The sequence below is a fragment of the Novosphingobium sp. EMRT-2 genome (assembly GCF_005145025.1).
Taxonomy (GTDB): domain Bacteria; phylum Pseudomonadota; class Alphaproteobacteria; order Sphingomonadales; family Sphingomonadaceae; genus Novosphingobium.
This window is the reverse complement of record NZ_CP039695.1, coordinates 2,478,300-2,493,421: the sequence shown is the minus strand read 5'-3', so window position 1 is coordinate 2,493,421 and position 15,122 is coordinate 2,478,300. Positions and strand designations below refer to the sequence as shown.

The 15,122-nt window shown below is 68.3% G+C and carries 12 protein-coding genes; 4 read left to right on the top strand and 8 right to left on the bottom strand.

What is annotated here, in order from left to right; genetic code table 11:
- A complete protein-coding gene (locus tag FA702_RS12290; RefSeq protein ID WP_136956379.1) occupies nucleotides 1-933 on the top strand; it encodes an electron transfer flavoprotein subunit alpha/FixB family protein in 933 nt (310 codons plus the stop codon).
- A gap of 252 nt (nucleotides 934-1,185) precedes the next feature.
- On the opposite strand, the gene groL is transcribed toward FA702_RS12290, so the two are convergent.
- The 3 genes from groL to FA702_RS12275 all read right to left on the bottom strand — a co-directional run bounded on the left by groL (nucleotide 1,186) and on the right by FA702_RS12275 (nucleotide 4,697).
- Nucleotides 1,186-2,829, bottom strand: a complete 1,644-nt coding sequence (gene groL, locus FA702_RS12285) for a chaperonin GroEL (RefSeq protein ID WP_136956378.1) — start codon at nucleotides 2,827-2,829, stop codon at nucleotides 1,186-1,188.
- Between the two features lie 42 nt (nucleotides 2,830-2,871).
- Nucleotides 2,872-3,159, bottom strand: coding sequence for a co-chaperone GroES (groES, locus tag FA702_RS12280; RefSeq protein ID WP_124810632.1), 288 nt, complete (start codon nucleotides 3,157-3,159; stop codon nucleotides 2,872-2,874).
- A 158-nt stretch (nucleotides 3,160-3,317) separates the two neighbouring features.
- Complete coding sequence (locus tag FA702_RS12275; protein WP_136956377.1) at nucleotides 3,318-4,697, bottom strand: MATE family efflux transporter; 1,380 nt, start codon at nucleotides 4,695-4,697, stop codon at nucleotides 3,318-3,320.
- A 112-nt stretch (nucleotides 4,698-4,809) separates the two neighbouring features.
- Here FA702_RS12275 and FA702_RS12270 point away from each other — a divergent pair, with 112 nt between their 5' ends.
- Nucleotides 4,810-5,250: a cytochrome c family protein gene (locus FA702_RS12270; protein ID WP_255504559.1), complete on the top strand. Its 441-nt coding sequence runs from the start codon at nucleotides 4,810-4,812 to the stop codon at nucleotides 5,248-5,250.
- A 52-nt stretch (nucleotides 5,251-5,302) separates the two neighbouring features.
- On the opposite strand, the gene FA702_RS12265 is transcribed toward FA702_RS12270, so the two are convergent.
- Together FA702_RS12265 and FA702_RS12260 are read right to left on the bottom strand one after the other, a co-directional pair.
- A complete protein-coding gene (locus FA702_RS12265) occupies nucleotides 5,303-5,917 on the bottom strand; it encodes a class GN sortase (protein ID WP_136956376.1) in 615 nt (204 codons plus the stop codon).
- Nucleotides 5,914-8,094 (bottom strand): marine proteobacterial sortase target protein, encoded by a 2,181-nt coding sequence (locus FA702_RS12260; protein WP_255504558.1) that lies wholly within the window; start codon nucleotides 8,092-8,094, stop codon nucleotides 5,914-5,916. The genes FA702_RS12265 and FA702_RS12260 overlap by 4 nt, the downstream gene beginning before the upstream one ends.
- Nucleotides 8,095-8,258: 164 nt before the next feature.
- Between FA702_RS12260 and FA702_RS12255 the strand changes: the two genes are divergently transcribed.
- Together FA702_RS12255 and FA702_RS12250 are read left to right on the top strand one after the other, a co-directional pair.
- Nucleotides 8,259-9,026: a helix-turn-helix transcriptional regulator gene (locus FA702_RS12255; RefSeq protein ID WP_255504557.1), complete on the top strand. Its 768-nt coding sequence runs from the start codon at nucleotides 8,259-8,261 to the stop codon at nucleotides 9,024-9,026.
- A 125-nt stretch (nucleotides 9,027-9,151) separates the two neighbouring features.
- The gene (locus FA702_RS12250) at nucleotides 9,152-10,933 is read left to right on the top strand and encodes an adenylate/guanylate cyclase domain-containing protein (protein WP_136956375.1); all 1,782 of its coding nucleotides are present in this window, start codon (nucleotides 9,152-9,154) and stop codon (nucleotides 10,931-10,933) included.
- 180 nt (nucleotides 10,934-11,113) lie between these two features.
- Here the strand turns inward: FA702_RS12250 and FA702_RS12245 are convergent, their stop codons facing one another.
- The 3 genes from FA702_RS12245 to ileS are packed head-to-tail and all read right to left on the bottom strand — an operon-like array spanning nucleotide 11,114 to nucleotide 15,010.
- Complete coding sequence (locus FA702_RS12245) at nucleotides 11,114-11,527, bottom strand: DUF3035 domain-containing protein (RefSeq protein WP_136956374.1); 414 nt, start codon at nucleotides 11,525-11,527, stop codon at nucleotides 11,114-11,116.
- 1 nt (nucleotide 11,528) lies between these two features.
- The gene (gene lspA / locus FA702_RS12240) at nucleotides 11,529-12,062 is read right to left on the bottom strand and encodes a signal peptidase II (RefSeq protein ID WP_136956373.1); all 534 of its coding nucleotides are present in this window, start codon (nucleotides 12,060-12,062) and stop codon (nucleotides 11,529-11,531) included.
- Nucleotides 12,059-15,010, bottom strand: coding sequence for an isoleucine--tRNA ligase (gene ileS / locus FA702_RS12235; RefSeq protein ID WP_136956372.1), 2,952 nt, complete (start codon nucleotides 15,008-15,010; stop codon nucleotides 12,059-12,061). The genes lspA and ileS overlap by 4 nt, the downstream gene beginning before the upstream one ends.
- Nucleotides 15,011-15,122: the final 112 nt, after the last annotated feature.

The window sequence follows — 15,122 nt, the reverse complement described above, 5'->3', positions numbered from 1 at the left end:
ATGACCAAGGCACTGGTATGGGTCGAACACGATGGTTCGGCGGTGAAGGATGCGACGCTGTCGGCGGTGAGCGCGGCGGCGCAGCTGGGCGAGGTGACGCTGCTGGTGGCGGGCGCGGGCGTGGACGGCGTGGCCCAGGCGGCGGCGCGGATCGCGGGCGTGGCCAAGGTGGTCACGGCCGATGACGCGAGCCTGGCCAACGCGCTGGCGGAGAACGTGGCGCCGCTGGTGGCGGGGCTGATGGCGGACTACGACGCGTTCGTGGCGCCGGCGACGACGACGGGCAAGAACGTGGCGCCGCGCGTGGCGGCGCTGCTCGACGTGATGCAGATCTCGGACATTCTCTCGGTGGAAGGGCCGAAGACGTTCACGCGGCCGATCTACGCGGGCAACGCCATTGCCACGGTGGAGAGCGGCGACGCCAAGCTGGTGATCACGGTGCGCGGCACGGCCTTTGCCAAGGCGGCGGCGGACGGCGGCAGCGCGGCCATCGAGGCGGTGGGCGGCGCGGCCGATGCGGGGACGAGCAGCTTCGTGGGCGCGGAGATCGCCAAGAGCGAGCGTCCCGAACTGACCTCGGCCAAGATCATCGTCTCGGGCGGGCGGGCGCTGAAGGACGCGGCGACGTTCGAGCAGGTGATCGTGCCGCTGGCGGACAAGCTGGGCGCGGGCGTGGGCGCGAGCCGCGCGGCGGTGGACGCGGGCTATGTGCCCAACGACTACCAGGTGGGCCAGACGGGCAAGATCGTCGCCCCCGAAGTCTATATCGCCGTCGGCATCTCCGGCGCCATCCAGCACCTCGCCGGCATGAAGGATTCCAAGACCATCATCGCCATCAACAAGGACGAGGACGCCCCCATCTTCCAGGTCGCCGATATCGGCCTGGTGGGCGACCTGTTCACCGTTGTGCCGGAACTGACCGGCAAGCTCTGAACGCCGCTCCGTTTCAAGGAGACACGAAGGCCCCGCGCGCTGCGCGGGGCCTTTTGCGTTGGACGCCCACCCCCAACCCCTCCCGCACGCGGGAGGGGAGCGAGGCTTGCGTCGCCACGGGCGGCGTTAGCCGCAGCGGGGTGGGCTTGCCACGCGGCCCATTGGCTGGCCGGTCCAATCGTCCAAGGAAAAGGGCCGGGAAGGTTTCCCCTCCCGGCCCCGATCCTGTGTTCGGACTGAACGGTATCGGACTTAGAAGTCCATGCCGCCCATGCCGCCCATGCCACCGCCCATCGGCGGCATCGCGGGCTTGTCGTCCGGCTTTTCGCTGATCGCCGCTTCGGTGGTGATCAGCAGGCCGGCGACCGACGCAGCGTCCTGCAGCGCGGTGCGGACGACCTTGGTCGGATCGATCACGCCAGCGGCCTTCAGGTTTTCATAGACGTCGGTGGCGGCGTTGAAGCCGATGCCTTCGTCCGTCTGGTCGAGCAGCTTGCCGGCGACGACGGCGCCATCATGGCCCGCGTTTTCCGCGATCTGCTTGACCGGGGCGGTGATCGCCTTGCGGACGATGTCCACGCCACGGGTCTGGTCTTCGTTGGCACCGGTCAGGCCGTCGAGCGCGCGGGTGGCGTAAAGCAGCGCCGTGCCGCCGCCCGTGACGATGCCTTCTTCCACCGCCGCGCGGGTGGCGTGCAGGGCGTCGTCAACGCGGTCCTTGCGTTCCTTCACCTCGACTTCGGTCGCACCGCCGACCTTGATCACGGCCACGCCGCCAGCAAGCTTGGCCAGGCGTTCCTGCAGCTTCTCGCGGTCGTAGTCGCTGGTGGTGACTTCGATCTGGGCGCGGATCTGTTCGACGCGGGCCTTGATCTCGTCCGCCGAACCGGCGCCGTCGACGATCGTGGTGTTGTCCTTGTCGATGGTGACCTTCTTGGCCTGGCCGAGCATGGCGAGCGTCACGCTTTCCAGCTTGATGCCGAGGTCTTCCGAGATCATCTCGCCGGCGGTCAGCGTGGCGATGTCGCCCAGCATGGCCTTGCGACGGTCACCGAAGCCCGGCGCCTTGACGGCGGCGATCTTCAGGCCACCGCGCAGCTTGTTGACCACGAGGGTGGCCAGCGCTTCGCCTTCGATGTCTTCGGCGATGATCAGCAGCGGACGGCCCGACTGCACGACCGCTTCGAGGATCGGCAGCATCGCCTGCAGCGACGACAGCTTCTTCTCGTGGATCAGGATGTACGGGTTTTCGAGTTCGACCGTCATCTTGTCCGGGTTGGTGATGAAGTAGGGCGAGAGGTAGCCGCGGTCGAACTGCATGCCTTCGACGACATCGAGTTCGAATTCGAGGCCCTTGGCCTCTTCCACGGTGATCACGCCTTCCTTGCCGACCTTTTCCATCGCTTCCGCGATCTTCTGGCCGACTTCCACGTCGCCGTTGGCCGAGATGATGCCGACCTGCGCGATTTCCGACGAACCGGCGACCGGGGTCGAACGGGCCTTCAGGTTGTCCACGACCTTGGCGACGGCGATGTCGATGCCGCGCTTCAGATCCATCGGGTTGATGCCGGCGGCAACCGACTTCATGCCTTCGCGCACAATCGCCTGGGCGAGCACGGTCGCGGTGGTGGTGCCGTCACCGGCCTTGTCGTTGGCCTTGCTGGCCACTTCGCGCAGCATCTGCGCGCCCATGTTCTCGAACTTGTCCTTGAGTTCGATTTCCTTGGCGACCGACACACCGTCCTTGGTGATGCGCGGCGCGCCGAAGCTCTTGTCGATCACGACGTTGCGGCCCTTGGGGCCGAGCGTGACCTTCACCGCGTCGGCGAGGATGTCGACGCCCTTGAGGATGCGTTCGCGCGCGTCGCGCGAAAAGCGTACTTCCTTGGCAGCCATTTCGGTTTCCTTTGAATATCTGGACGGGAAAGAGGACTATCTTCAGCCGATGACGCCGAGGATGTCCGATTCCTTCATGATGAGGAGGTCTTCACCGGCGACCTTGACTTCGGTGCCGGACCACTTGCCGAACAGCACGCGATCGCCGACCTTGACGTCGAGCGGGGTGATCGTGCCGTTTTCAGCGCGGGCGCCGGTGCCGGTGGCGACGATTTCGCCTTCAGCGGGCTTTTCCTTGGCGCTGTCGGGGATGATGATCCCGCCGGCGGTCTTTTCCTCGGCTTCGACGCGGCGCACCAGCACGCGATCGTGCAGCGGACGGAAACTCATGGGTTGCTCCCTCTTCCAAAAATACGAACCTCGCTTGGCACTCTCACGGGGAGAGTGCCAGCGGGCGGGATATGGGTGAGGGGCGGTGGAGCGTCAACAGGGGGCGGACAGATTTTTTTGCGTCCCCTGCCCCTGCACGGCACACCCTTGCGGCGGCATCAGCCGGCCGTCAGCAGACCCAGCCGTTCGCGCCGGTGCCAGCGCCAGTGCATCAGCGCCGCGACGACGATCAGCCCGATCATCAGGCCGAGCCAAACGCCCACCCCGCGCAGCGGCGTGAACAGGCCCAGCCCGATCGCCGTGCCCAGCCCCGGCACCCAGTAGCCGAACAGCGCGATGGCCATAGGCACGCGCGTATCCTGGATGCCGCGCAGCAGGCCGGCGCCCACCGCCTGCGCGCCATCGAACAGCTGGAACGCGGCGCAGACTACCATGTATTGCACCGCCAGCGCGACGAGCGCGGCATTGGCCGGGGCATCGGGATCGATGTAGAGCCGCATGATCGCGCGTGGGGCCACCAGCATCGTGCCGGCTGACAGCAGCATGAAGCCCATGCCCAGCGCGATCGCCACGCGCCCGGCCATGGCCACTGCGTGCCGGTCTCCGGCGCCGAAGGCCAGGCCCACCCGGATGGTCGCGGCCTGCGACACGCCGAACGGCACTTGGAAGGCGATCGCCGCCAGCTGGAGCGCGACGGTATGCGCCGCCAGTTCGGTCTCGCCAATGCGGCCCATCAGGAAGGCCGCGCCGTTGAACATGCCCGCTTCGGCCAGAATCGTGCCGCAGATCGGCAGGCCGACGCGCAGCACGCCACCGAAGCGCTTCCATTCCGGACGCCACCAGCGGCCCAGCAGGCGATAGCGGTGCAGGCGCCGGTCGAACCGGATGACCGCGGCGTAGGCCAGCAGCATCGCGCAGGACGTGACCACGCTGGACACCGCCGAACCCGTCAGGCCCAGCGCCGGCATGCCGAAGTGGCCGAACACGAAGATCCAGTTGCCGGTGGCGTTGACCACCACGGCCAGGCCGGTGATCGCGGTGCCGATGCCCGGCCGGCCCAGCGTGGCGACGACGGTGCGCAGCAGCGCCGCTAGGACCATCGGCAGCGCCGCCCACATCAGCACCCGCAGGAACGGCTCGGCCAGCGCGATGACGGCCTCCTGCTGCCCGGTCAGCCGCATCAGCGGCCCGCCCAGCAGGCACACGCCCATCGCGCAGATCGCCGCGAGAACGCCGACCCAAGCCGCCATGCGCGTCGTCCGGCGCACTTCGCGCACGGCGTGTTTGCGCTGCCCCAGCTCGGCCGCGATCAGCGGCGAGGCCGCGCCGACGAGGCCCGTCAGGCTCCACATCAGCAGGCCGAACAGCGCGACCGACAGCGACGAGGCCGCCAGCGCTTCCGGCCCCAGCCGCGCGACGAACACCACGTCGACCGCGAACACCGCCATCTGCAGCAGGTTCGCGCCGACGAGCGGCGCAGCGAGCTTCAGCGTCGCGCGCAATTCGTCGATCCAGTGCAAAGGCGGCTTTTCAAACATGGAACACGGGCGCATAGGCGCGGCGCGATCCCAAGGAAAGGCAAAGCTGCCCGTCGCGACGCCGCTTTCGGTCCCGAACGCGGCTTTGCCCTGATGGAAAGGGTATGTTGACATGAGAATGGTGGTGAAAAGCGCATGCGCGGCCGGACTGGCGCTGGCGCTTTCGGCCTGTGGCAGCGCGAAGCAGGAGGAGACGCCGGCGAGCGGCAACGCCCCGGCGGACACGTCCGCCCCGGCCGCGACACCAAGCACGGCCGCCGATGGCGCGCCGCTCGCTTTCGGCATCTGCAAGTCCTGCCATTCGGTCGACAAGGGCAAGAACATGATCGGGCCGAGCCTGGCCGGGATCGTGGGCACCAAGGCCGGCGATGTCGCGGGCTTCAGCTTCAGCCCGGCGCTCAAGGGATCGGGACTGACCTGGGATGACGCCACGCTCGACAAGTGGCTGGAAAACCCGATGAAGCTCGTGCCCGGCACGCGGATGACCTATTCCGGCCAGACCGATCCGGCCAAGCGCAAGGCCATCATCGAGTATCTCAAGACGCTGAAATAGGCCGCCTCGCGCTGCCGGAGAGCCGTCGCGGGAAGGCGCGGCGGCTCGTCCTTCATTCCGCCTCCGCCCAGACCACGAAGCGCAGCGGCCCGTGCTCGGTCGCGCCGAAGGGATAGCACGTCACCAGCGCCAGCAGCGGCCGCGCGGGATCGCGGGGCGCGGCGAAACCGTCCCAGCGCACCACCTGGAAGCCGGTGACGCGATAGCGCCGGTGCGCGCCGCCGATCGCCCGCACGTCGATGGCGTCGCCCACGCGCGTGTTGCGCAGAAAGGCGAAATGGGTATCGCGGTGCGCGGCCATGATGGTCACATCGGCCCCCGCTCCGCCGCCGCCGGCGCGCCGGTTCGGCACCACGGTCGGCCCGAACGCCAGCGCCTGCCCCGATCCGCCCGAGAGCACGACATCGCTCGCGCCCAGCCGGGGCAGCGTGAGCCGAGCCACCGGCACCGTGTCCGCCCAGGGCCACGGCTTCACCGGATGCCCTTCGGCGAGGCTCCGCGCGAACGCCCGGTCGAGCAAGACTTGCGCCACGCGCGCCTTGACCGGCACGGCCAACCCCTGCGCCATCACCGCGAGACCGAACGCGCACAGCAGCGCCCCGGCACCGCGCAGCAGGACGCGCGCCGTGGCGCGCGTCCCTTTCGTCGTGAGCACGAGAGCGGTCATGCCCGGACCTTCCGGCGTGTGCCGGCCAGCAGCAGCGCCACGCCCATCAGCAGCGCCAGCCCGCCCTTTTCCACCAGCGCCATATAGCCGGTGGCGGTACGGGGCAGGGTTACCGCGTCGGCTTCGCCGGCTTCGGCACCCGCTGCGGGAGTCGTGGCATGGGCGGCAGCGCCGTTGAACAGCGTGTCGAAATCCCAGCCGGCCGGCAGCAGCAGTGGCAGTTCCTCGCGCGTCAGCCGCGCGCCTGCCGGACGGGTGGGCGTTTCATCGACCGCGACCAGGCTCGTCTGCGAGGTGACGAGACTGTAGGCGAGGCCGAGGTCGGCGATCTGGCCATCCGCCTGATCGTCCTCCATCTCCCCGGCGGCGCGGGCGGCCTCGATCTCCGCCACGCGGCGGTTGGCCCAGAGCCGCGCCACGGCAGGGCTGTCGACGGCAGCGGACAGGTCCACCGTCTGCGACCACGGCTTGTCGCCGATCATGCCGCTGACCGTCAGGCGGCCGGACAGGGCCTGCCCCCGCCCCAGCAGCACCAGCGGTTCGCCGACATAGAGATCGGGCAGGCGGCGCGGCGTGAAATCGAGCGGCGCGCCATCGACCGTGACCGTGAGATCGCGCGCCACCGGGGCCTTGAGCCGGTCGAGCAGCGCGGTCATCTTCGCGTTCACTTCGCTGCCATCGCCGATGTTGGTGTAGGTGCCGCGCCCGGCTTCGGCCATGCGGCGCATCAGGAACGTGTTAGGCGCGGAGCCGATGCCGACCATGAACACCCGGCTGCGGCCACCGTGCGCGGCGATTTCCGCCATCATGTCCTTCTCGTTGGACAAGTCGCCATCGGTGAGGAAGACAACTTGACGAACGCCCTGCTCGTTATTGGGCGCTTCACCGGGCGTCGCATCGACCAGCGCGGCCTTCAGCGCGGGCAACATCTCGGTGCCGCCATTGGCTTCCAGCCCTTCGGTGAAGCGGCGCGCGGTGGCGACCTGTTCGGACGTGGCCGGCACGCTCTGGTCGAACAGCTGGGTCATCGTGTCGTCGAAGCGGATCACGTTGAAGCGATCCTCCGGGCGCAGCGTATCGAGCGCGTGGAGCAGGCTTTCCTTGGCCGCGTCCATCGATTGCCCGCCCATCGAGCCGCTGTTGTCGATCACGAAGACCATCTCGCGCGGCGGAGCCTTGCCCTGCGGCAGGTGGGCCGGCGGCACGATCGAGGCCATCACGTAGTCCTTTCCATCAAGCGACTGGCGGAACAGGCTGAGCGTGGGATCGGCGCTGGCCGACCGCCAGCGCAGCTCGAAATCGCGGTCGGCAGGAACCTCGCCATCGGCCAGCCGGATCGTGCGCGCCTGCGCGCCATCGTCGCTCACCGCGATCCGGTGATAGGGGCTGATGAGATTGGCGGGCACGAAGCCGGGGGCGAGATGGACCGTGATCGAGACGGGGTTGAGCCCCTTGCCCAGCGCCGGTGCGGCCAGCGGCGCGGTAACCTCGTCGATGTCCTTCGCCACGGCCGCTTCGGTGCGGGCGGGGTTCTCGGCGGTGGCCTGCGCCGGAACGTAGCGCGGCCCCACCACCAGCGGCAGGCGCAGCGCGAACTCGCCCGAAACCTGGCGGACCGGGGCCTGGTATTCGATCTGGATCAGCACGGTTTCGCCGGGGCCGACATTGGCCACGCTGTTGCGGAACATGTTGGGCCGTTCGGCTTCGACCAGCCCCGCCTTCTGCCCGCGTTCGCGCGCCTTTTCATAGATTTCGCGGGCTTCGGCGCGGCGCTTGATGTGGCCGACGATAACCCGGTCGCCCACCACCATCTTCAGACTGTCGACCGCGCCGTCCTCCGGCAAGGGATAGAGGTAGGTCGCTTCCATCCAGCGGTCGCTGGTGTTGCGGAACGCCTGCGTCACGCGGACGCGGGCAATGGGGCCGCTGACCGTCACGTCCATGTCGGTGCCCAGCCGCACGGCGGGCAGGCTTTCCGCCACGCCCTTGCCGGACAGCAGCAGCGTGCCGCTGCCGATCGCGTCGCCATCGGCCGGGGCGTCTTCGGCCTGGAGCCGGCCGGCGAGGAGAGCGCCGCCAACGACCGCCAGCAGAAGCGCCAGCGCCAGCGCGATCCGGCAGCGGGATCGGCCCGAGAAGAGAGATATGCGCGAGAGGACCATGACAGGCTCCATCATCAAGGGGAGCCTTCCCGTTAGGCGGCACAGGCGCCGCACAGCCACGGGCAGTCCCCGCCAGTTTCGTCCGGTCGATCCGCAGCGGTGCGGATCGTGGCGGGATCGCTTGACGGACTGTGCGGAAATGTGCGCATATGTCCGCAGTTTGACGTGAAGGACGTGCCGTGCCCGAACCCGATGCAATGCGTGCCGCAGAAGGACAGACCGCCGAAGGACAGGCGATCGCTGCGCGGCTGCGCGAGGAACTGGCCCGGCGGCGCATCTCGCGCCAGGCGCTGGCGGACATGGCGCGGATCAGCCTGTCCACGCTGGAAAAGGCGCTGTCCGGAAGCCGCCAGTTCACACTGGCCACGGTGATCCGGCTGGAAGAAGCGCTGGGCACGCGCCTGCGCGATGGCGCGGCCACGCCCGAAGCTCCACCCGCCCCGGATACCGCGCCCGAGCACATGGGCGCCTACAGCCGCGCCGCCGTGCACTGGATCGAGGCGGACTACCTCACGCTGCGCGCCAGCTTCGGCGAGCCGGGCGCGATCTATGCCTATGTCACGCGCATCTTCTGGGACGATGCGGCCGGCCACCTGCGCTTTACCGAGGCCGAGCGGATCGACGGCGCCTTCGCGCAGAAGGGCCATGTCTCGATGCCCAACCTCTCCGGCCACACCTATCTCGCCACCTGCGAGGCGGGGCAGCACCGGCTGATCACGCTGGGCCGGCCGACGCGTGATGGCTGCATGTTCGGCCTGCTGGCCACGCTGCACGCGGGCACCGGCTCGCAGCTCATTCCCATCGCCAGCCCGGTGGCCCTCGTGCCGCGTGGGCAAATGAAAGAGTCCGGAACGGGTCTTCTTCGCCCCGATGACCCGGCCTTCGCCGCGTTTCGCAGCGTGCTCGATCGCGCGATAAACGACGATTTCTGCCGCTTTCGGCAGTAGTCGGCACCCGTCCCGCGACGGGTCGGCATACCCGTCGCGACCAGCGGCCGGCGGCTTGCACCGATCCGGCGGGAAGGCTAGTCCGATCCGGAGCAACCCGGTATTTCCGGGCCTGGGACGGGATCATGGACATCGAGACACCCCCGGCACGACCCGGCCGTATCGCGCGGCTGGGCCGCCTGACCATCACGCGCAAATTCGTGGGGCTGAGCGTCACGCTGCTGGCGATCATGCTGGCGGCGGCGGTCTATGCCTTCGTCCAGTCTGCGAAAGTCAATCGCGAGACGGCGCTGCTGGTGGAAGTGCTGGAGCCGCTCAAGCGCGAAGTGGCGACCATCGAGGAATTCGCGGCGGAGGAGGAACTCGCCAGCGAGCGGGCGCTGCGGTACGGCGGACCGCAAGTGCGCGATCCCGCGTTGCACGAAAGCTATCTCGAACGTTTCCGCGCGTTGAACACCCGCGTCGACAGCCAGCTCGCGCAGCTTGATACCCATATCAGCCGGTTCGCAACGATGCCGGTCTCCAACGATGTCGCCGTGTTCCTCGGCCGCCTGCAGCTGGAAACCGAGGCCGTGCGGCGCGAACACGCCGCCTATCGCGCGGCGATGGACGCCTTTCTCGATCCCGAGGCTCCCGCGATGGTGGATGGCGTGCGCCTGCGCCAGACCGCCGCGATGGACGCCGAACGGCGCGTTCTGGCCGCGATGGAGCGCATGTCGCGCGAGGCTTCGGTCCTCAGCGCGAAAGACGAACGCCAGCTCGAAGCGCTGGAACGGCGCGGCTTTTTGGTCACGGTCGAGAATCTGGTCCTTGCCGTCTTCGCCTTTCTGGCGGGCGCAGTCATTTCGGTGCTGCTGACCCGCCGGATGCTGACGCCGGTGCGCAGCCTGATCGCCGGCGCGGAGGAAGTGGGGCGCGGCAACCTGGAAGTGTCGCTGCCGGCCACCACGCACGACGAGCTGGGCCAGCTGACCACCGCCTTCTCCGCAATGGTCGAGGAACTGCGGCAGAAGGTGGCGCTCAAGAACACCTTCTCCAGCTACATGGACCCGCGTGTGGTCGATCGCCTGCTGGGCGCCAACCGCGCCGAGCTGGAAGCGGGCGAAAAGCGCGAGATGACCGTGTACTTCTCCGACGTGCAGGGCTTCAGCGCGATTTCGGAAACGCTGACCCCCACCGCGCTGGTGCGGCTGGTCAACCGTTACCTGACGCTGGCCGCCGAGCCGATCCACCGCCACCACGGCGTAATCGACAAATACATCGGCGATGCGGTCATGGCCTATTGGGGACCGCCGTTCGCGCTGGAGGAACCCGCGCTGTCCGCCGTCACCGCCGCGCTGGAACAGCGCGAGCAGATCGCGCGGCTCCAGCGCGAGCTGCCCGAACTGCTCGGCCTGCGCCGGGGCGCGCCCAGCGTGTCGGCGCGGATCGGCCTCGCCACGGGCGACGTGGTGGTCGGCTCGATCGGCTCGGCCGCCTCGCGCAATTTCACGATCATGGGCGATGCGGTCAACGTCGCCTCGCGCCTCGAAAGCGCCAACAAGACCTATGGCACGCTGATCCTGGCCGACGAGGCGACCATGCTCAAGGTGCGCCACCGCATCGAGGCGCGCGAGATCGACCTGCTGGCCGCACCGGGCAAGAGCGAGGCGGTGCGCATCTACGAGCTGCTCGGCGAGATCGGCGAGGTCGGGCCGGACCTGCTCGCCGCGCGCGATGCCCATGCCCACGCGCTCGCGCTCTACCGCGCACGGGAATGGGACAAGGCCGAAGCCGCCTTCGCCGAAACGCTGCGTATCCTGCCGGAAGACGGCCCGGCGCGGGTGTTCCTCACCCGCATCGCCGCCTTCCGCTCCGCCCCGCCTCCGGCGGACTGGGCCGGCATCTGGCTAAGCCCGGAAAAGTAGGCGACGGTCAAAGCCCGTGCCCTGAAAGGCCCACCCGCTGCGACTTGCGCCGCCTGTGGCAGCGCAAGTCTCGCTCCCCTCCCGCTTGCGGGAGGGGTTGGGGGTGGGAACGTCCCAGCGCTTACAAAAAACCCCCGCGCGCGGCGGGGGTTTCTGAAACCGACAGGGACTGTGCCCGGATCAGCCGGGAATATTCGCCTGCGCCTCGGCGCCGTCGCCCTGCGGCGCGGCCAGGATGTCGCGCAGCGTATTGCCCTTGGCGACGGTCTTCGTGTCGGGATCGCCCACCGAGCTGCGGATGCCGGCGGCCGAAGCGCCCGAACGGTTGATGACGTCGGTCTCCACCGCGCTGCGCGGGGCCGGGCCGCCGAACAGCGCTTCCAGCGCCTGCTTGCCGGAATCGACGTCCTGCGGGCGCGGCGCGCCGGGGTTGGGCGGGGTCAGCGCGAAATCGGGCGGCACCACCAGCGGCGCCTGGCGCGTCACCGCGAATTCATCGGGTCGCACGCGATTGAACAGCGAGCCGCCCGCGCCGCAGGCGGACAGCAGGCCCGCGCCCGAGACGAGAAGGCAAAGAGTGGCGGCTTTACGCATATCAGGCATTCTCCGTGGCGGCGGCATCAGCTTCGGCATCCGCGCCATTGGCGGGCTTTTCGCGCGAAAGCAGCGACCGGGCAAGCAGTATCAGCACGCCGAAGGTGATGGCGGCATCGGCGATGTTGAAAATCAGGAACGGGCGCCATTCCCCGAAATGAAGGTCGGCGTAATCGATCACGAAGCCGCGCGACACGCGGTCGTAGATATTGCCGAGCGCGCCGCCCAGCACGAGCGCGAGGCCGACGATATCGCCCAGCACCTTTTCGCGCAGCATCCACACGGCGACGCCCAGCGCGATCGTGGCGGTCACCAGGATCAGGCCATAGCGCATCTCGGCCGAGGTGGCCGTGAACATGCCCAGCGAAACGCCGTAGTTCTCGGTCCAGCGCAAGTCGAAGAACGGCAGCAGCTCGATCGCGCCCACGTCGGCCAGCGCGAGCCGGCCGGTCATCAGCGCCTTGACGCCGCGATCCACCGCGAACGTGAGCAGCGCCAGCGCGAAGCCGGCAAGGCGACGGCCGGAAACGGTCACGCCGGCTGCCCATCCGACTTTGCGTCCAGTTCCGCGACCACCGTTTCGCAGCGCGCGCACAGCGCGCCGTCTTCGGCCACTTCGGGCAGATGGCGCCAGCAACGGCCGCACTTGTGGTCGTGGGTTCGGGTGACGGTCACGCCGTCATCCTGCCCGCGCACGACTGTCCCGGTGATGAACAGTTCAGCCAGATTGGCCTCCGGCGCGCCCTCGGGCACCAGCACTTGCGCTTCCAGCCCCGATCCGAGCACCTTCTCGCGGCGCAGCGGCTCGATCGCCTCGTTCACCGTGGTCCGCAGCGCGCGCAGTTCGGCCCAGCGGTCCTCTTCCACCACCGAGACCGGCACCACCGGCCATTCCAGCAGATGAACGCTGTCGCTGCCGGGGAAGCGCGTCTGCCACACTTCCTCCGCCGTGAAGACCAGCACCGGCGCGGCATAGCGCACCAGCGCGTGGAACAGCACGTCGAGCACGGTGCGATAGGCGCGGCGCTTCGCGTCCGAAGGCGCATCGCAGTAGAGCGAATCCTTGCGGATATCGAAGAAGAACGCGGACAAGTCCTCGTTGCAGAACTCGCTCAGCGCGCGGACATAGGTGTTGTAGTCATAGTCCGCCACCGCCTGCCGCAGCGTGCCGTCCAGCCATTCGAGCAGGACGAGCATGTAGCGCTCCAGTTCGGGCATCTCGCCCACCGGCAGCTTCTCGTCCTCGCCGAACCCGTCGAGCGCGCCCAGCAGGTAGCGGAAGGTGTTGCGCAGCTTGCGGTACTGGTCGGCCACCCCGGCCAGGATTTCCTTGCCGATACGGTGGTCCTCGGTGAAATCCACCGACAGCGCCCACAGCCGCAGGATGTCCGCGCCATAATCGCGCATCAGGTCGATCGGGCTGATCGTGTTGCCCAGCGACTTGGACATCTTCATGCCCTTGGCGTCCATGGTGAAGCCATGGGTCAGCACGCCCTTGTAGGGCGCGTGGCCGCGCGTGGCGCAGGCTTCCAGCAGCGAGGACTGGAACCAGCCGCGGTGCTGGTCCGACCCTTCCAGATAGAGGTCCGCGTGCGGCCCCTGATAGCCTTCGGGCCGCAGCAGGTCGGGCCAGCGGCCCGATTCCAGCACGAAGGCATGGGTGCTGCCCGAATCGAACCACACGTCGAGAATGTCGGCCACGCGCTCGTAGTCGGCGGCATCGTAGTCCGGCCCCAGCAGGGCCTGCGCCGCCTCGTCCGACCAGGCATCGACGCCTTCGGCGCGGATGGCGTTGATGATGCGGTCGTTCACCGCCGGATCGACAAGGTACTGGCCGGTCTTGCGATCAACGAACAGCGTGATCGGCACGCCCCACGCGCGCTGGCGGCTCAGCACCCAGTCGGGCCGGCCTTCGACCATCGCGCCGATGCGGTTGCGGCCCTTTTCGGGCACGAAGCGCGTTTCGGCGATGGCGGCCATCGCCGCCTGCCGCAGCGTGGGCGCGGCGCACAGCGCCTCCTCCGCCGGGTTGATCGCGCCGCCTTCGGTTTCCCAACGGTTCTCGCCCGGCGTCTTGGGCGAGATGTGCGTCATCACCCGGTCCATCGGCACGAACCACTGCGGCGTGCAGCGGAAGATCACCTTGGCCTTGGAGCGCCACGAATGCGGGTAGGAGTGCCTGTAATCCGCGCTTGCCGCCAGCAGCCCGCCCGCCTCGCTCAGCGCGGTGCAGATCGGCCCGTCGGGCGCATTGAACTTCGGATTGATGACGCTGCCTTCGCCGCCCAGCCACGCCCAGTCCGCGCGGTACTTGCCGTCGCCCTCGACCGCGAAGACCGGATCGATCCCGTGCGCCTTGCACAGCAGGAAGTCGTCCTCGCCATGGTCGGGCGCCATGTGGACAAGGCCCGTGCCGCTGTCGGTGGTGACGAAATCGCCGGCGAGCAGCGGGCGGGGCCTGGCGAAGAATCCGCCGAGGTGGTGCATCGGGTGGCGGGCGATGGTGCCGGCGAGGTCGGAGCCTTTGAAACGTGATAGGATCGAAACGGTGACGTTGTCGATCTTCCGCCCATCGTCAGTGCCGCAAGCGCCCATCCGGGCGGCAAGGGATTCGATCAGCGGCTCGGCAACGACAAAATACTGACCGTACTGGATACCTTGCGGATCTTCGTCTTTGGTCCACGTCCAGTTGATGATCGCGTGGACATAGTCAACGTCCGGCCCATACGCGAGCGCCTGGTTCACCGGGATCGTCCACGGCGTCGTCGTCCAGATCACCGCGTGCGCGCCGACCAGTTCCGCGATCGGCGATTCCGTGATCTCGAACGCCACGTCCACCTGAGTCGAAACGATGTCCTCGTATTCGACCTCGGCCTCGGCCAGCGCGGTCTTTTCCACCGGGCTCCACATCACCGGCTTGGCGCCGCGATAGAGCATCTGGTTCTCGGCGAACTTGAGCAGTTCGCCGACGATCGTCGCCTCCGCCTGGAAGTCCATCGTCAGGTACGGGTGGTCCCAGTCGCCGTTGATGCCGAGGCGCTTCAACTGTTCGCGCTGCACGTCCACCCACTTCTGGGCATAGGCGCGGCATTCGGCGCGGAATTCGCGCGGCGGCACCTCGTCCTTGTTCTTCTTCTTCTTGCGGTATTCCTCCTCGACCTTCCATTCGATCGGCAGCCCGTGGCAGTCCCAGCCGGGCACATAGGGCGCGTCCTTGCCCAGCAGGCTCTGCGTGCGGCAGACCATGTCCTTGAGGATATGGTTCAGCGCATGGCCGATGTGCATGTCGCCATTGGCATAGGGCGGGCCATCGTGGAGGATGAACTTCTCGCGCCCGGCGCGCGCATCGCGCAGCTTGCGGTAGAGGTCCTGTTCCTGCCAGCGCGCGAGAATGCCCGGCTCCTTCTGCGGGAGTCCGGCCTTCATCGGGAAATCGGTCTTCGGCAGGAAGACGGTGTTTCGGTAGTCGCGCTGTTCGGTCATGATCGGCGGGCCTTAGCGGCGCGCGGGGATTCCTGCAATTGCGGCTTCATTGCGCGATTGCAGGTTCGCGCAGAGAACGCGGAGGGCGCTGAGAGGACGCACCCTGCGGCAA